The sequence below is a fragment of the Nocardia sp. NBC_00565 genome (genome assembly GCF_036345915.1).
Classification (GTDB): Bacteria; Actinomycetota; Actinomycetes; order Mycobacteriales; family Mycobacteriaceae; genus Nocardia.
Genome location: NZ_CP107785.1, coordinates 3419622 through 3436952 on the forward strand (window position 1 = coordinate 3419622; position 17331 = coordinate 3436952).

Annotated in this window: 15 protein-coding genes; 8 read left to right on the forward strand and 7 right to left on the reverse strand. The window is 62.3% G+C overall.

The annotated features are described in order from the left end of the window. The 8 genes from OG874_RS16330 to OG874_RS16365 all read left to right on the forward strand — a co-directional run bounded on the left by OG874_RS16330 (position 1) and on the right by OG874_RS16365 (position 7577). Entirely contained in the window at positions 1–1047 is a 1047-nt protein-coding gene (locus OG874_RS16330; RefSeq protein ID WP_330255984.1) for an MlaD family protein, read from the forward strand. Then, entirely contained in the window at positions 1044–2048 is a 1005-nt protein-coding gene (locus OG874_RS16335; protein WP_330255985.1) for an MlaD family protein, read from the forward strand. Before OG874_RS16330 ends, OG874_RS16335 begins: the two co-directional genes overlap by 4 nt. Then, positions 2036–3070: an MlaD family protein gene (locus OG874_RS16340; protein ID WP_330255986.1), complete on the forward strand. Its 1035-nt coding sequence runs from the start codon at positions 2036–2038 to the stop codon at positions 3068–3070. Before OG874_RS16335 ends, OG874_RS16340 begins: the two co-directional genes overlap by 13 nt. Further along, a complete protein-coding gene (locus tag OG874_RS16345) occupies positions 3070–4176 on the forward strand; it encodes an MlaD family protein (protein WP_330255987.1) in 1107 nt (368 codons plus the stop codon). Before OG874_RS16340 ends, OG874_RS16345 begins: the two co-directional genes overlap by 1 nt. Continuing rightward, a complete protein-coding gene (locus OG874_RS16350) occupies positions 4173–5231 on the forward strand; it encodes an MlaD family protein (RefSeq protein WP_330255988.1) in 1059 nt (352 codons plus the stop codon). The genes OG874_RS16345 and OG874_RS16350 overlap by 4 nt, the downstream gene beginning before the upstream one ends. Further along, positions 5228–6208 carry an MlaD family protein gene (locus tag OG874_RS16355; RefSeq protein ID WP_330255989.1) on the forward strand — a complete coding sequence of 327 codons (981 nt, stop codon included), beginning with the start codon at positions 5228–5230 and terminating at the stop codon, positions 6206–6208. The genes OG874_RS16350 and OG874_RS16355 overlap by 4 nt, the downstream gene beginning before the upstream one ends. Positions 6209–6224: 16 nt before the next feature. Then, positions 6225–6833, forward strand: coding sequence for a hypothetical protein (locus OG874_RS16360; protein ID WP_330255990.1), 609 nt, complete (start codon positions 6225–6227; stop codon positions 6831–6833). A gap of 228 nt (positions 6834–7061) precedes the next feature. Further along, on the forward strand, positions 7062–7577 hold the full coding sequence (locus OG874_RS16365) for an SDR family oxidoreductase (RefSeq protein WP_330255991.1): 516 nt from the start codon (positions 7062–7064) through the stop codon (positions 7575–7577). 164 nt (positions 7578–7741) lie between these two features. Here the strand turns inward: OG874_RS16365 and OG874_RS16370 are convergent, their stop codons facing one another. From OG874_RS16370 to OG874_RS16400, 7 genes are all read right to left on the reverse strand, one after another. After that, positions 7742–8497, reverse strand: coding sequence for an MBL fold metallo-hydrolase (locus OG874_RS16370; protein WP_330255992.1), 756 nt, complete (start codon positions 8495–8497; stop codon positions 7742–7744). 91 nt (positions 8498–8588) lie between these two features. Then, positions 8589–9854 (reverse strand): carboxylesterase family protein, encoded by a 1266-nt coding sequence (locus OG874_RS16375; RefSeq protein WP_330255993.1) that lies wholly within the window; start codon positions 9852–9854, stop codon positions 8589–8591. Positions 9855–10055: 201 nt separating this feature from the next. Beyond that, positions 10056–11432, reverse strand: coding sequence for an FAD-binding oxidoreductase (locus tag OG874_RS16380; RefSeq protein WP_330255994.1), 1377 nt, complete (start codon positions 11430–11432; stop codon positions 10056–10058). Between the two features lie 195 nt (positions 11433–11627). Then, positions 11628–12389 carry a dienelactone hydrolase family protein gene (locus tag OG874_RS16385; protein ID WP_330255995.1) on the reverse strand — a complete coding sequence of 254 codons (762 nt, stop codon included), beginning with the start codon at positions 12387–12389 and terminating at the stop codon, positions 11628–11630. Between the two features lie 66 nt (positions 12390–12455). Continuing rightward, the gene (locus OG874_RS16390) at positions 12456–13355 is read right to left on the reverse strand and encodes an NmrA/HSCARG family protein (protein ID WP_330255996.1); all 900 of its coding nucleotides are present in this window, start codon (positions 13353–13355) and stop codon (positions 12456–12458) included. A 53-nt stretch (positions 13356–13408) separates the two neighbouring features. After that, positions 13409–15139, reverse strand: a complete 1731-nt coding sequence (locus OG874_RS16395) for an amidohydrolase (RefSeq protein WP_330255997.1) — start codon at positions 15137–15139, stop codon at positions 13409–13411. Between the two features lie 40 nt (positions 15140–15179). Then, positions 15180–17081, reverse strand: coding sequence for a flavin-containing monooxygenase (locus OG874_RS16400; RefSeq protein ID WP_330255998.1), 1902 nt, complete (start codon positions 17079–17081; stop codon positions 15180–15182). Positions 17082–17331 lie beyond the last annotated feature (250 nt).

Sequence of the window (17331 nt, forward strand, 5' to 3'; positions counted from 1 at the left end):
GTGCCAGTGTATGGACTTCCCGGAACAGCGGTCGGTGCGCGTGGCGCGCGCTCGATCGGCGTAGTCGCCGCCGCCATCTCGGCGGCACTGCTGATCACCTTGGCTGCCCGGCCGCAGGGCGATGACGGCACGATATCGGTCGCTGTCCTCACCGACGAGATCGGCACCGGTATCCAGGTGGGCGATGACGTGCGCCTGGACGGCGTGCAGGTCGGTCGGATCGAGGCGATCACGTCTGCGGACCGGCATCAGCGGATCACATTGGGGCTGCGGCACAGTCAGGTGTCCGGGCTGACCGATGGACTCGGCGTGGATTTCACGCCGGGCAATCTGTTCGGGGTCTCCGAGATCGATCTGCAACGCGGAACCGGCGGTCGTCCACTCGGTGCGGACGCCGTCGTCGATCTCACCGGCCCGCAGGCCGGGCGTGCTCGTGACGCGACGATCTCGACGTTGTTGAACCAGGTCGGCTCGTTCAGCAACGACGTCCTTTCCCCCGAACTCGTCTCGGTGTTGCAGCGAATTTCCAGCGGCACAACGGCATTCACGCCACTGGTCGAGACGATCATCGCGCTCACGCGATCGATAGCCGACACCCAGCGGCTGCCGAGTTCCTTCCTGATCGGCCAGTACGGCTCGATGCTGGGCGGGCTGCCCTCCACCGTGGACGGCCTACTGCAGTTGCTGGGGTCGGCCTACAACTCCGAATACATGCGCAGCCCCGACCACATCCAGAAATTCGACGCGAGTGTGCACATGCTCGAAAGCGAGCTGATTCCCAGCACCGTGACGTTGTTGACAACCAGCGAAAGGTATTTCGCCGGCACGACAGCAGCGCTGGTGCCGGTACTCACCATGCTGGCCCGGACCGTGCCGACTCCGGATCGGTCCAGCCAGGAGTTCGGCGTGCTGCTCGACCGACTCGGTAGGGCGATGCCTGATACACCGAATGGCCCCGTTTTGAAGGTAAACCTCGACCTGCGCGGTGTGCCCGGTTTGGCCACGCCGTTGAACGCAGCGCAGAGTGCTGAGCGGGGGGTGCGGTGAACATCAAATCGTTGATGCTGCGAGTGGTGCTATTCGCGGGCGTCATGGTGCTTGTGCTGATCGGCGTCTTCCAGGTGATCGATCGACCGGTGACCGGCGATATGGACACTTACACAGCGGAATTCGCAGACGCCAACGGTCTCAGAACAGGCGACGATGTGCGGCTGTACGGAGTGCGGGTCGGCAAGGTCGGTGAGATCCGGTTGGCGGGTACCCACGCCGCGGTCCGGTTCACGGTGCGCGACATCTACCCGCTGTTCGACAACAGCACCCTTGCCATCCGCTACCAGAATCTCAGTGGGCAGCGGTATCTCGATATCCAGCACGCCAATGATCCGGGCGCACGACGTGACCCGAGTCAGCGGATCGGCACCGACCACACCATTCCATCGTTCGACATCACCACGGTGTTCAACGGCCTGGAACCGGTACTGGCACAACTGACTCCGGCGGATCTGAATCAGTTCTCCACCAGCATCTTGGCGGTTATCGAGGGGTCAGGTACCGGATTGGGCCCGGCGCTGAGCGCCATCGACACACTGAGCAACTACGTCACCAACCGGCAAACGGTGATCGCGACCCTGGTGCGCAACCTGGGCCAGGTCTCGCAGCAGATCGGTGGAAAGTCCGGCAACACGGTCCAATTGCTGAGCCAGCTCACCGCCATCTTCGTCAATATGACTCAGCGGATCGGTGGGCTGGTCGACTTCTCCCAGCAGATTCCGCCGGTTCTGCTGCCTACCGACCGCCTGCTCGCCACCCTCGGGCTGACGCCCTCGCCGAATCCGGACATCGACCAGTTGCTGCGGACGGCCTTCCCCGACCCCGACCGGACAGTCGAGACATTGAGCCGTCTGCCCGCGGTCCTGCAATCGCTGTCCGCATTGATCCCCAGCACTGTGCCTGGCCTGCAACCGGGCTGCACGCACGGTGCCGCGCAACCGCCACAACCCCTTCAGCTCCTCATCGGTGGACAAAGGATCTCGCTGTGCAACAACTGATTCGGAACAGACCGATACGCGGGCGCCGCGCGCGGCCCCCGCTGACCGACGCCGCACGCAAACGAGCCGATGTCCGCTGGGGAGTGGTCGCGCTCGCATCCGTGCTGGTGCTGGCCGCCGCACTCGTGTGGGTCGACCGCGTCGATTTCGGTGCACGAACATACACGGCGCATATGTCCGATGCCGGTTCGATCCGGGTCGGCGACGAGGTCCGGCTGGCTGGAATCGGTGTCGGCACAGTGAAATCGCTGGCGGCCCGAAAAGGCGAGGTCGAGATGCGGTTCACGGTCGAAGGTGACGTCTTCGTCGGCGCCCAGACCACGCTCGACGTGCGGATGCTCACCATCGTCGGTGGCCACTATGTGGCCTTGATCCCCGGTGGCAGTGCGCCGCTGGGCGCGGCGGTCATCCCGGCTGACCGGGTGGTACTGCCCTACAGCTTGCCCAAGGTTTTCCAGGAGGCAATTCGCCCGATCCAGCAGGTGGACGGAGACACGCTGCGCCGCAACGTCGCGGCGCTGAACTCGTCGATTACGCGCAGCCCCGAGGCGGTAGGCAGCACATTGACGGCGATCGAGAGCGTTGTCGACATCATGAACCAGCAAAACGCCGAGATTTCGCGCTCGCTGTCGCTGGCCGATGAATACCTCACCGCGCTCAACGGCAGCAAACAGGTGCTCATCACCTTGATCAGCACCCTCCGGACGCTCGAGACAATCGTGGAGAACCACACACTCGAGATACACGAGGCCCTCATCGTTCTCGCTCGGGTGCTCGACCGGCTGGTCCCTCTCGGGCAGGCATGGGAGACAACACTGCGGCCGATGGCCCAGCCGCTGGCCGATGCGATCCAACAACTGGATCGCATCGGCGAGAAGATGCGCGATCTGCTGGAATCGCTGCACACGCTGGAAAGCCGACTGAGTCAGATCGCTTCGCCGGACGGGCTCGCCATCGATCACTCCACCACCACCTACCAGGGGCCCGGTATCTGCGTGCCGGTGCCGGGAAGGGTGTGCTGATGCTGAAGCATTTGTTCACCTCGCGTGGATTTGTCTCCGCCGCAACAGTTCTCGCCATCGTCGCAGTGGCCGTAGTCGGCTACCGGATCGCCCAGCCGACCCCGCGGATGCGCTCCTACTGTGCACTCATGCCCGACAGTATCGGGCTCTACACCGGCAGCGATGTCACCCTGCTCGGGCTGCCCATCGGACGGGTCACCGACATCCGGCCCGAAGGTACCGGCGCGCGCGTCGAGTTCGAGATTCCAGCCGACCGGCATATACCCAGCGATGTGGGGGCCACCACGGTGTCGGACACCCTGGTCGCCGACCGCAAACTCGCCGTTGTCGACATCGCGACATCGAGCGGGCCGGACTGGGATCCGGCACGCTGCATCACCAAGACGCTGACGCCCAAGAGCATGACCGAAACATTCGATGCGCTCGGCGATCTCGCCGATGAACTCAACGGCGGTGACCACCCCGACCAACCGGATCTGCTCGCGCAGGGCTTCACCGCGCTCGACGGCGCGACCACCGGACGCGGCCAGCAGATCAACGCCATCATCCACAAAATGGGTTCGGCGCTGAACCCCCCGGACACCGCCATCGGCCATCTCGGCGCCCTGATCGATGCGTTGGCCGAACTGGCGCACAGCGCCGCGAACGGCTGGTCCGACATCGAGAACATGCTGACTAGGCTGACCGCGAGCCTGCAGGCCGCCAACTTCCTTGTGGTTCCGCCGCTCGTCGATGTGTTCGACGGTCTGCGCGATGTGCTGCCGCCCGCCAACGAGGCGATCATCGCATTGGGTGGTCCACTGTTGCGCAAGCTCGACGCGGCGGCCGATCAACTCCCCTTGCTCACCGCGGGATTGGGCTCGCTGCGCGACCTGATCGTGATGCTGCCACCGCTGGTACAAGCATTCACGACCGCGGCGGACCCGCAGACCGGACAGCTGACACTCACCTACGCGCCGCCTGCCGTCGCGATCCCGGATGCGGCCGCTGCGCAGGTGTGTTCGGCCATCAACGCGCTCGCTCCCGGTCGGTGCACCGACGCCGCGGGCGGGCTGGTGTACGCGCAGATCGCGCAGCTGGTACTCGGATCAGTAGGTGCCCGATGACCTTTCGTGGCGTCTTGATCACCACAGCGGCGTTGGCTCTGGCGGCCGGTGGGTGCGGATTCGACCCCGCCACGATCGAAGTACCCGGCACACTGGTCGGCGGGCAAACGTATCAACTGCACATCCAGTTCGCCGACGTCCTCAATCTGCCGCCCGGCGCGAAGGTATTCGCCAACGGGGTGCTGGTGGGCAATCTCGACAGCGTGCGGATCGTCGACCCCGGCCCCGACGCTCGACGCACCGGCTACGCGGTAGTCACCCTCGATATCACCGATTCGGTGAAACTGCCCGCCAGTACCATCGCCGAACTGCGGCAGGCGACTCCGTTGGGCGACATGCACATCGCACTCACCTCGCGCTCTGACGACGCGGGGCCCTTGCTGGCCTCGGATGCGACTATCCCGATCCAACAGACCAAGCAGACCCGTCAAGTGGAGGACACCCTCGCCGGACTTGCGACCGCGATGGGCAGCGGAGCCATCCTCGACCTGCAGAACGTTGTACGCCAGCTCAATGCCGCTTTACCGCCCGACGCAGCCGACACCGCCCGCATGTTCGGTGTGCTCGGCAACGACCTGCGTGACGTCGCCGCCAACCTCGGCGATGTCGACTCCTTCCTCAACGGACTGGATGCCAACGTGACCACGATCCTCCAGGACGGGCCGCTACTGAACCAACTGCTCGACGATTACGGCGTAGCGCATGTGACGGCCGTGGTCAGCTCGATCGTCGGGGTGCTGTACATCATGTCCGCTCTCGGACCGGTCGCCACCCGAGCGGCCTGGCTCGCCCCGACCATCGCCGGCCTCGACGATGCGGCCCACGCAATGGTGCCGCTGCTGTTCACGAACCGGCCGCTGGATCTGAACGCCCCGTCGAACCTGAGTAAGCTGACCGCGCTGATCCGGGAGAAGATCATCCCGTTCACCGAGCACGGCCCCAAGATCGACATTGTTGGTGCGACCGTCGCCGATGGCGCGGCACCGGACATCCCGCGGGAGGACAAGGTACAAGACATCCTCGCGACGCTGCGCATGATCGGAGTCGTGCGATGACCCGAAGTGCGCGCTCGATCAAACCTGGGTCGCTGCTGTCGTCGGCGGCCATCGCCGCCGTGCTACTCGCCGGGATCGGCTACCTGAGTTTCGGCGTGCTGCATATGGATCCGATGCGCGACCACATCACGGTGCGCATGCTGCTCGCCGATTCCGGCGGGGTGGGCGCGAATTCGCCGGTGCTGCTCAGCGGCGTCCGGGTCGGCGAAGTCGCCACGGTCGATACGGTGCCCGCCGGTGTCGAGTTCCGGCTGCGTCTGGACACCCGATACCGCGTCCCTGCGTCGAGCACGGTCCGCATCGAAGCGGTGTCGGCGCTGGGTGAGCCGTATGTGGAGTTCGATCCGCCCGGCCAGACCAGTCCATATCTGAGCGACAACCAACTGCTGGACACCCGCGGGATGCCGATGTCGATGTCGATCCCGCAGGTCTCGGTCCGCGCTGTACAACTGTTGCGCCAATTCGACCCCGCCACCATGAAATCCCTGATCGGCACGATAGATACGGCTATCACGGGCACGAGCGGCGAAATGCCACGCCTCGAGCGCGCGAACACCCTGCTTGCCGCCACCATCCTCAGCCGCAGCGACCTGCTGCACCGGCTGCTCACCGACATGCAGACGATGGGCGCGGACATGTCCTGGGCCGGGCCGAGTCTGCAGACCTCCGGTCGGGGGTGGCAGCAGTTCGGCGTCAGTATCGACCAGTTGATCATCGCCGCGTCCGGTCTGTTCGAAATCGACAACTCACCAACCGACTACAACACCGGCGACGGGATGGTGCCTTTCCTGCAGCGCCTCAACAGCGTGGTCGGCAAAACGGGGCCATTGGTCCAACAGCTGAACCCGATGCTCGAACCGCTGGCCGACACCGCGGTACACGCGGGCGCGGACATCGACATCAGCAGTCTCATCTCGCAGGCCTTGGCCATGGTCGGCGACGACAGAGCGGTGCGCCTGCGCATCAACGTCAAATAGCCGATAGGAGAGATCAGTGAACACCCTGACCGACGACGAACTCGACGAGCAACCGAGCCGTGCCCACAACGATAAGGTGAAGACAACTCCTCAAAAAGTGCCGCGCCGCTTCACGATTCGCCTCTCCACCGCGATCACCGTGATGCTGAGCGTCCTCGCCGTGGCCTCGATCACCGTGCTCACGGTACTGCTGGTCTCCGCGCGCGGTGAACTGGCCGACCACGACGCCCACGCCGCTGATGAGGACCGCAGCAAACAGGTCGCGATGGACTACGCGGTCGGGGCCTCCACCATCGACTATCGCGATACCAAAGCCTGGTACACCAAGCTGAAGGCCAACACCACACCACAGTTGGCCGGCCGATTCGACGCCACCGCACCCCAACTCGACCAGATCCTGCTGCCACTGCAATGGACCTCCACCGCCCACCCGATCACCGCGGTCGTGACCTCCTCGTCCTCGGGCATCTACAAGGTCAACGCCTTCCTGAACGTCACCTCGACCAGCGTGCAGACCCCGCAGGGCGGACAAACCACCGTCACCTACTCGCTCACCATCGACAAGAACTCCGGATGGAAGATCACCGAGGTCGGCGGCCTGGACGGCGCCCTGCCGATCAAATGAGCACTTAAGGGGAGACATCCGCCACATCCGCATCGAATCCAGCGCACTCACCTTGGATTTCCAGGGCACCGCCGAGCAGATCGGTTGCATCACCGTCGATGACAACGTCGGTCACAATCTGCTCGCTCTGCCATGCGCCGCGCTGTGGAAATAGCAACCCCACCAACCTCTGGAACCCCCCGCTCTTCGCCGCGTCCAAGCCCCTGCCCTGCCGCATACGCGGCCCGAATGAGACAACAACCAATTCGGGCTCTGGAGGCATTCGGCTCGATCGACGTGCTGGTCAACAACATTGGAGCCGACCCCGTCGTCGGATCGATATTGGCACTGGATCTCATCGCGGCCGGCAAGGCGATCGAGGCGAACTGTTTCGCCGCGATCTCGTGGGTGCAGCACGTGCACAAGGCGTGGCTGGGCGAGCACGGTGGTGTGATCGTCAACATCGCGTCCATGGCCGGGCTCACACCGACGCCGGGGCTCGCGTTCGAAGGCGCGACCGCGGCGATGCTGGTCCACCTCACCAGGGAACTCGCCGTCGAACTCGCCCCCGATATCAGAGTCAACGCCGTCGCCCCGCCTATCACGCGGCCTCGCTGCGCCGCGGCCGGTGTCAGTGGGCGGGCGACTCGGACAGGCGAACTCGACGAATCCGGAGAGATCAGCAGTGTCGTCGCGTTTCTCGCCTCCGCGGAGGCAGCGCGACTGACCGGCCAGGTAATCGCGGTTCAGGAGCAGCCGTGGTGACCGGGCGTCGTCGCGAAATCAGGCGTGCTCGAATTCGGCTATCGCGCCGAGGATCTGGAAGAACATCCGGCCGACCGCGGTGGAGGTGTCGATGCCTTCTCGCCCAGATCGCCGATATTGCGGTTCAGCGACTATGCAGGACTCTGGTGACGGTGCCGTCGGGATCAGACCGGAGCGTGCTGAGCCTGCGCCACGGCATCGGCGACGGGGCCATGGAACGGGTCACCGTGGCCCGGCAGCACTAATTCCGCCTCCACAGTGGCCAACACTTTCAGCGACTCTCTCGCCTGCGCCGTGTTGTGTGTGAACGTCGGGCCAACGATCTGTGGCCCGGTGCCAGTGCAACCAATCATGCCATCGTGAGTGACCAGCGCATCCCCAGTGAATACCATTCCCTCTGCCGGGAGGTGGAACGCCACGCTGCCAGGTGTGTGCCCCGGTATGAGGATTGCCCTCGGCCGCCCTGGGACATCGAGAACCGCGTTGTCCTCGAAGGAGTGGGCCTCCGTGACGGCCGGCGTGCGAAACGCGCCCAACCGCGCCCATCGAACAGGCGACCGCAGCGCAGTGGGGTGCCGGAGGAAATAGCTGGCCAAGCTCTTCTCGGGCTTTACGTCGGCCGGTCGCTCGAGCGGGTGAGCTAGGGCAGGTACCTCGAGGGTGTGCGCCCAAACGGTCGCGCCGGCTTCTTTTCGCAGTCGCTCGGCCAAGCCGAAGTGGTCGAGGTGGGCGTGGGTGATCACAACTGCCCTAATGTCCAGCACAGATCGCCCGATGCCTTCCAACAGGGCGGCCAGTTCGTCGTAGTGCCCGGGGAACCCTGCGTCCACGAGGGTCACGTCAGTACCCTCGACCAGGACGTAGAAGTTCATCGCACCGTCGCCGACTCGGTACACGCCAGGTGCCACATTCGTCATCATTTCTACCTCCTAGATTTCGGCCATCGCGACCAAAGCCGTAGACGCGCTACGCCCTTGCTGATTCGATTAGCGTCCAGACGCCGACAGCGGCTCAGGACTCACGGCCTACGAACGCTTCCTCAGCCACTCGGAGCGTGACCAGCTGGTCTACTCCCACCGCAAACTCGATTGGGAGGCGTTCGCCGGTAGCGGCCGGGGTTGCAGCACGACCGGAGCGGATGAACTCGATCCAAATCTGACGGAGTTGTTTGCCCAGGTGGTCCACAGTGGCCCACTCCTCCGTACCGAGCATCGGTGAGCCTTCCCACGCTTCGGCATTGCCGAGAACCAGCGGCAGTTCGACGCAATGGGTCGAACCGAACGGCGAGCCTTCAGGGCGCCAATCCAAGCGGTATCCGGTGACAGTCCCGCCGGCAGCCTCGTACGCCTGGGCTCGCTGTTCCCACACCGCAGCGAACCTACGGTCAACCACGGCGGGGAGAATGTCGGCCGGAACGCCGAAGGCCGAGCTGTCATCCCGGTTCCATCCGACGAGCAGGTCGATTGCGGAAGCGGGCGGCGGTTGAGTACCTTCGGGCTCCGCGGGCGGGAACGGCGCTGCGTCAACGACTGGGAGGAACGGAACCGATTCGAACCCATTCCGCTCGCGATGGGCAGCAAGGGTCGCCGTTTGCGCCTGGATTATCTGCTCAATGGATGCGGTGCGGGGGTCCGTACCGAGTTTCGCCGAGAAGACAATTGCGTCCTCAACAGTGTCGCTTCGTACAGGCCGACGGGCCTTGATCGGGGCGCTGATGATGATCGCTCGCTTGATCAACTCAGCGGTACCCGGAACGGTAGCCAGAGAGTCGATCGAGTACCCGCCCGCAGACTGCCCTGCCAAGGTGATGCTGTCCGGATCGCCACCGAAATGGGCGATGTGGTCACGCACCCACTGCAATGCAACGATTTGGTCCAGCAGGCCAAGATTTCCCTCGCTGATACCCTCCTGAATCAGGAAGCTGAGGGCACCCACACGATAGTTGATCGAGACGACGACGAGATCACCTTCGCGGGTCAACGCCTCCCCGTCGTACCAGTCGAGTACTCCACCGCCAGTCTGGAACCCCCCGCCATGAATGAAGACCAGTACTGGCCGGCGGCCATCATCGATCGCTGGAGTTGTCACCGACAGGAAAAGGCAATCCTCGCCTTGAACTGGCTCGTGAGGCTGCGGACCCATGACGGCCTCGAGCCGGGAGACCGGCTGCGGGCTGATTCGTACGGCGGTATGAATTTCCGGGGTGATTGAATCCGTCGGCGTCGGCGCGGCGAAGCGCGTGGCGTTCGCGTAGCGGATGGGCGCGATTCGGATCATAGTTGTTCCCTTCTGTAGCACGGTGACTGATGACCATCGATCTCAGAAATCGGTTGCTTGACTCCTCCGAGACCTACGAGCCCGGTGCACGTCCCTGACGTTGACTCACAACGGCCCCGGTCACCGCAGGGCCGCCGTCTGGTCGACTTGGCGCAATCGGCGGATGCCGCTTACCTGCCCGAACCTGACTCACAAGCCGACCTACACGGCCGGCTTCACGTTCTGGTTGAAGTGGAGCAGGTTGCCAGGGTCCATTCGAGCCTTCAACTGGGACAGGCGATCGTACTTGGCGGCGCCGTACAGTGAACGGACCCGTTCTGGACCGTCGTCGATGGAGACCATGTTCACGTAGACACCGTCTAGAGTGAATTTCTCGATCTGCTTCGCCCAGTCCTTCGCCCACTTGACATGTTCCTCACGCTCGGACGCATCGCTCCAAGCCGCTAGGATTTCAAAGGAGTACTGCGCGTCGCGGGAGCTGAAGGCAGTGTCGTCCTCGCCCACGTCGGTGATGGCCCCGCCAAGCGAGAAGGTGCTGATGAGGCAGAAGGGCGACGGCGCACTCGCCAGGTGCTTAATTGACAGGCTGACCAGCTCGTCGGGAACGTCATTCAGGTATCCGGCTTTCATGTACCACCGAAGCGAGAACGTTGTGAAAGCGTCGCCTTCAGCCTGAAGTTCGCGATAAGTTTTGGTCTCCACCGAGTCGACAATCGGCTGCAATGCCCGCAGTGGGCGCAGCACGCGCTCGCCTTCTGCTGAATCACCGCTCCAGGCGATAAAGACTCCCAGATACGCCTGTCCGTCACCCAGCAAATGCTCCGGCAGTTTCATCGCGGGGACTTGGAACTGGATGATCGTACAGAGTTCTCGTGGGGCGTCATTCGCCACATCGCGATATGTCTGCATCACGGTATTGGCCTGATCCTGCGGGAATACCAACCAACCGGAGTACACGGAGGTCAGCGGATGACTCTTGTACGTGAACTCGGTGACGATGCCGAAATTGCCGCCGCCGCCCCGAAGGCCCCACATGAGTTCGGGGTCGGACTCGTCATCGACGTGCAGTACCTCACCATCGACGGTGACAAGTTCCACGGCAATCAAGTTGTCGCAGGTGAGGCCGTGCTTTCGCGAGAGGTAACCGAAACCACCGCCCAGGGTGAGCCCCGCGATGCCGGTGTTGGTCACCTGCCCGGCCGGAACCACTCGGCCGACCTCCTGCGTCTCGCGGTCCAGGTCTCGAAGCAGCAGTCCGGCCTCGGCCTTGAAAATACCCGTCTCGCGATCGAAATTGGCGCCGCGCAACCTCGAGAGGTCGATGACGATTCCGTCGTCACACACGGAAAGCCCAGGCATGTTGTGCCCACCAGAGCGGACTGCAATCTCCAGCCCCTGACTGTTCGCGTACTTGACAGCCACGCTCACGTCGGCGGTGCTTTCACACATCGCAATGACCGCCGGTCGGCGATCAATGTCGAAGTTCCACACGCGGCGCGCCTGCTCGTATGAGTCGTCCCCTGGGAGGATGACCTCACCAGCGAAGGTGGTGTCACGAAGCTCGCTGTGTACTGACATTTAGCACTTCCTTGTTGAGGTACGCCAAATCGAATGGCGCGAGGACTCTGCGCCCCATCCGAGGCAACAACATGTCGTTATTTTGTGTTCATCAGAACTACGGAGTACCAATTTCTCGCGGCCAAGATTCCTAGGATGCGAACGTTGGACGTCCGACCGGAAATCCTCAGCGGCGGTGAGCACTCCGTCATTGGTTTACTGGGCTTGAAGCGTCCGGCCAAAGAGCGCTTCGAGCTCACGGAAATGACGTTCAGCCGCGGCCTCGTTGTACACCGCCGCCGAATCGGACATCGTGTAGCCGTGCATCGCGCCTTCGAACACTTCCGAGGTGTAGGTCAGCCCGGCCTCGTCGAGGGTCTTCTCCATCACGGCGATACTTTCCGGCGTGTTGAAGGGGTCGTTGTCGGCATGACCGATGAACAACTCGGCGCGGACGTTACCGATGACGCGGTGCGGAGAATCGTCGGCGTCGGTCACGGCGTCACCCGTGTGGAACATTCCGACAGCCACGACCTCATCGGGCCGCGACCCAGCTGCGCGGAGTGCGAGCCGTCCGCCCCAGCAGTAGCCTGTGGTCCCGATCTTCCGACCGCGTACGCCGGGCAGCGCGAGCAGCGTATCGATGTAGGCGTCGGCATCGATGCGTGCTTGGTCCGCAGTGTGCTCGTCGATGATCGGCAGGATGAACCCGAAAAACTCCGGGATGTTTGCCATGTTCGACAGATCAGCCTTCGGTGCGAGCTCGGCCACCGTACCTGCGCGATACAGCTGGTTCGGCGCGAGCACGATGTAGCCCCACGAGGCGATCCGCTCGACCATTTCCGCAATCCGTGGCCTCAGCCCGATTGCGTCGATGTAAAAGATCACGCCGGGATATTCACCCTCTTCCTCGGGCCGGCCGACATAGGCCTCCACGACACCGTCGGGCGTTTTGATTTCGATCTGCTCAATGCTCAAGATTGCAGTCCTTTCTAGGAGTCAAGCGGGATCGGTGCTCGTTGACACCGACAGGGAACGGTGGGGTCATGCGGACGGATGCATATTTTCGGTGGCCCATGTACGGAATCCGGTGGTGGTGAGCCCGAGGTTGTGGGCGTACTCAGGCCTGGCCGGACTGTCGACCTCGTTGAGACGTTGCTGCGAGTTCACGGCTCCGGCCGTGAGTCCTGCTGCGACTGCTTCCTCCGGGGAGAGCGAGGGCGCGTCGATCTTCGCGCCGAGGACTTCGGAAAGAATTGCGGCGATTTCGGGCCACGTCAGTTCATCGCTAGCGAGTTCCAGCTCCACTTTGTTGAACTTTGCGGGGTCGTTCATGGCGGCCGCCGCGGCGCTAGCGATATCCTGCACCGCTACCAGCGACACCACCGTGCTGGGCGCGATCACACTCACAAGGCGATTCGCGTCAATCGCCAAAGGCCGGAGGAAATTCTCCATGAAGTAGCTCGGCTTGAGCAGAGTCCAGTAGGTGAATCCGGTGTCTCGGACGAGGTCCTGTGTATATGCCTTGCTTTCCCAGAAGTGCCGGTTCCATCGGCCTTCTTTCCAGCCCGGCGCGTTGCGGTGGAATTCCCCGGCGCCGGCAACCGAGGAATGCACGAACTGCGCCACACCTGCGGTCCTCGCTGCCTCGACCAGGTTCTTGCCTTGGAGCATCTCCGAATCCGAGCCGGGATCGGCCGGATCCGGGGTCTGAATCGAAAACACCGCCCGCGCCCCACTGGCAGCAGCTATCAAAGAGCCCTTGTCGTTCAGGTCCCCGGTAACCAACGTGGCGCCAAGCGTTTCGATCGCAGACGCCCGAGCCGAGTGTGGGTCCCGTACCAGGGCGCGCACGGGTGTCCCCTCGGAGAGAAGTGCCCGGGCAACGGCACTGCCCTGCTTCCCGGTCGCTCCGGTCACCAGTACGGGTTCGGAAGTTGTCATCAAAGGTACTCAATCCTGAAGGAAGTCAGCGGGGATTCCGGAATCGCTACGACTTACATGTCGAGTTCGAAATTTGGCGCTTGGAACACCACGTTGCCGTCGACCATCGTTGCCAAGACGCGAACACTGGACAGCCCTTCTGCTTCGACCTCGTAGGGGTCGGTATCGAGCACAACGAGGTCTGCAAGCTTTCCAACAGCGAGTGACCCGATCTGGTCCTCGACGCGCATCGAGTAGGCACCATTTATCGTGGCCATACGCAGCGCCGAATCCAGTGGGACTACCTCCTCAGGCTGGAGAAGCCCCACAGAGCTGATCTGGGTACAGGCAAAATCCAGTTGCGCGAGAGGGTTATCAATTGTCGGTCGGCTAGCCGGCCAATCACTGCCCAGCGTGACCGTAATCCCAGCGTCGGACCACGACTTGATTGGAAGCCCCCACTCCTCGATAACGCGTTGGAACCCTTCGCTCTTGTGAACTGCCCCAGGTTTGACAAGGCCCAGTTTGTCCATTTCAGCGCCCATGCTCACGGTTCGGGCCGCGGCGGCGGAGCTCAGGGTCGGCTGGCAGGAGATGATGACGCCCAAGTCTGCAATTCGGCGAATAAGGTCGGGATCGAACAATCCCAGACCGTGCTCCCACGAGAACCGCCGAGTCGTGATGTCACGTTCCTTATTCGCCAACTCCAGGATCTCGACCAGCAGAGAGTTCACCTCGTCGGTATCGCCCGATCCGGCATGGAAGGCGAGATCCCATCCACGCTTGTTCGCCTCCAAGACGATGTATTGAGCCTTGTCAGCAGAAACCGACTGCCAACCATCGCTCTGGATGATCACCTTCACACCTGCGATGCGCATCCAATCATCGATCACCAATCCGTGGAGGCGTTCATAGCGATCGAGCGTGGGAGCAATTTCGTCTTTGGTCAGGTAGTTCGCCGGCAGCCCGATGGTGACCTCCGTTCTGCAGGTCGCAGTTCCCGTCGAAGCCACATGGGCGTAGGCGTCAATTTCTTCCTCCGTGGCGCCCAGATCGCGAAAACTGGTGATTCCCACAGAGTTGAACTCGAGCATTTGCAATTTGATCGCACGAACCGCGTCATCGAAGCCCAGATGCGGGAACCCGAACAAGCGAGGCGGCTTGCCCATGAGTTTCCACCACTGAGCCTTCCCCACGTCGCCACCACCAGCAATCAGGTGACCGGTTGGCTCGCCGTTCTCGTCACGGACGATTCGACCTTCCGCACCGTCGGGAATTCCGGTCGGATCGGGAGTGTCCCGATCTATTCCCGCCATCCCGAGCGCGAGCGAATTGACAATGATATTTCTTCCAGACTGCGCGACGAACACAGGATGATCTACAGTCGCCCGATCGAGATCCCAACGATTGGGCATGCGCCCTTCCTCGAGCGCCACCCGCGGCATCGCGGTGGTCATGATCCACTCTCCCGGCGGAGTCGTCTTGGCCCGCTCAGCGACCCGCGTGACGATCTCCTCGACGCTGCTCACACCCGCCAGTTGAACCCCGATCCCCGTCAAGAATGCTCCGGCGATCAGCGCGTGCGTATGGTTGTCGATCAACCCCGGGATTATGGTCCTCCCGCCCAAGTCAACAACCTTGGTTTGGGGACCAGCGAAAGCAGATGCGTCCGACTCGCTACCAACCGCCACCAGACGTCCAGCCCGGATGGCCAATGCCGCCGCTCTCGGAAGCCCCTCGTCCACCGTGATGACATTGGCATTGCGCAGGATCAGGTCTGCTGGCCTGTCGTCATTCTGTGTCATTGCTATCTCCGTTCTTCTGAGTCTGGTGAGACAGCAAGACTCAACGCGTCCAGTTGTATTCGCTGGGCTCGAACGTTTTAGTCATATTCCAGTAATCAACAAGTCGCCACGGCAACGTCGACGTCACGCGACCCGCGGCATTCCTGTACCAATTGTTAACCTTGACGTTCGACCAGACCATGCGCGAGTTCTGATCGTCGAGCCGCTTGTTGTACTCGTCGTGCACCGACTGCTGGCACTCGACGGATGTGTAGCCTTCCTCCAGCAGTACCCGGATCGCCTGAAGCAGGTAGTTCAACTGACACTCGGCAACGAAGACGAAGCTACCGCCGTGCGCGAGAGCGCTGTTGGGACCGAACAACGTGAAGAAGTTCGGCAGGTGCGGAATGGCCGCGCCCAGATACGCACGCGGATCATTGTCCGCCCAAAGTTCCCTTACGGTGACCCCGTCCCGGCCGATAACTTCGTACGAGCCGAGCATCTGTGTCATGTCGAAGCCCGTTGCGAAGATAGTGACATCAACATCATGTTCGACACCATCGGCGGTCAGAATGCCACGATTGGTGAAACGCTCGATTGGCGATGTAACCAAGGAGACGTTCTCCCGACGAAGCATCGGAAACCAATTGTTGTAATAGAGCATACGCTTCGTGAACGGAAGAAAGTCCGGCGTGACGGCGGCGCGCAAGTCGGGTCGATCTTTGAGCTCATGCTCGATGAATGTGGTCAACATCCCGCGCAGGGCCTCGATTTCCGGCGAGTCACTGTGCATCATGGGCCACGCACGGTCGAATCCGGCCCACATCACAAGGAATCTACGCCACGACGCAAAGTACGGAACGTTCTCGGCTGCCCATATTTCACCCGGTGTGCGATGTTCGTGATAGGCCGGATCGGGAGCCGACCAGTGCGGCGACCTCTGAAACACGCGGAGGTGCTCTACAATTGGAGCAATAGTCGGCCCCGTCTGCATTCCGCTGGCACCGATTCCAATCATCGCGACTCGGCGGCCGGTAAGGTCTGCTTCCTCATTCCACTGCGCGGTATGGAGAACTTCTCCGGAGTACTCCTCGAGCCCCTCGAATGCAGGCACCTTGGCGTTGTTGAGTGCGCCAACCGCCGAAATGACGATGTTGGGCGTCAGGGCGTGTTCGACACCATCCTTGGTGTATTCGACCTGCCAGCGCTTCTTGTCTTCCAAGAACTCAGCCTTCGAGACTTTTGCACCCGAGACGATGAATTCTTCAAGTCCATGGGCAGCAATGGTCGACTGCAGGTAGGCAAGGACCTCATTGCGCTTGATATAGGGGCCTGTCGTGGACTTGTTGGGGTAGAAGGTGTACTGATAGGTGTCACTGGGGGTATCGAGACCACACCCCGGGTATTTGTTCTCCCACCAAGTGCCGCCCGGGGCCTCGTTCTTGTCGAGGATGACAAACGGGATCCCAGCCTCGCGAAGCCGTACTCCGGCTGCGATCCCGGATACTCCGCACCCGATCACCACGACCGAGAAGTCGCGGAGGAGGTCAGCCGGATCCTTTGTCCAGGCAAATGGTTGACGGTACTTGTGTTCGATGTCCAGGTGGTTCTCGCTCAGGCCCATCGGGACGTATTCGTGCGGAACTTCTTCACCGGCACCGATATTCATGATCTTGTGGAGTTCAGATTCGGCGAGGTCGGGAATGGAACCGCCCCTTGCGAGATCACGCAGGACCCCGATCAGCTGCTCAACAGCCTCTTCATGCAATGACCGTGGGACCCGCCGTCCATCCGGGGAAGGCCCGGTGATGTATTCCTGTGCACGCTCGAGGAGCGTCGAGTCTCCCGACAAATGCGCGAGCACCATCAGGCTCGTGACAGCGTCCGCGTCGAGCAGCGCTGCACGCAATGCCGACTCATCCTGGACTGCACTAGCAAATGCGTCGCGGGTGGTCTCTTCCATAAACACCGATCCTTGTTGAATGAGCCGGACACCTAGTCGCGGATCCAGGAGATATCGAGCATTGCTACAGCGTTGCGCCCGGCCATAGCCACAACCAATGCCCGGTGATGGCGCCTCACGTTCGCACGCCTCGAAGTCATGCCCGAGGGGGCGAGACTTCGAATCTGTTCGCCAATACTCCCCCTTGGTGACATGTCTTACCAATGCAAGTTTCAACACTTGCCATGCCTTTCAGGGCATGTGTCGATTG

What these genes read in the sequence shown, in the direction of transcription:
- OG874_RS16345 (WP_330255987.1), top strand. Translation starts at nt 3,070, where the DNA reads ATGCTGAAGCATTTGTTCACCTCGCGTGGATTTGTCTCCGCCGCAACA.
- OG874_RS16350 (WP_330255988.1), top strand. Translation starts at nt 4,173, where the DNA reads ATGACCTTTCGTGGCGTCTTGATCACCACAGCGGCGTTGGCTCTGGCG.
- OG874_RS16355 (WP_330255989.1), top strand. Translation starts at nt 5,228, where the DNA reads ATGACCCGAAGTGCGCGCTCGATCAAACCTGGGTCGCTGCTGTCGTCG.
- OG874_RS16365 (WP_330255991.1), top strand. Translation starts at nt 7,062, where the DNA reads ATGAGACAACAACCAATTCGGGCTCTGGAGGCATTCGGCTCGATCGAC.
- OG874_RS16370 (WP_330255992.1), bottom strand. Translation starts at nt 8,497, where the DNA reads ATGATGACGAATGTGGCACCTGGCGTGTACCGAGTCGGCGACGGTGCG.
- OG874_RS16375 (WP_330255993.1), bottom strand. Translation starts at nt 9,854, where the DNA reads ATGATCCGAATCGCGCCCATCCGCTACGCGAACGCCACGCGCTTCGCC.
- OG874_RS16380 (WP_330255994.1), bottom strand. Translation starts at nt 11,432, where the DNA reads ATGTCAGTACACAGCGAGCTTCGTGACACCACCTTCGCTGGTGAGGTC.
- OG874_RS16390 (WP_330255996.1), bottom strand. Translation starts at nt 13,355, where the DNA reads ATGACAACTTCCGAACCCGTACTGGTGACCGGAGCGACCGGGAAGCAG.
- OG874_RS16395 (WP_330255997.1), bottom strand. Translation starts at nt 15,139, where the DNA reads ATGACACAGAATGACGACAGGCCAGCAGACCTGATCCTGCGCAATGCC.
- OG874_RS16400 (WP_330255998.1), bottom strand. Translation starts at nt 17,081, where the DNA reads ATGGAAGAGACCACCCGCGACGCATTTGCTAGTGCAGTCCAGGATGAG.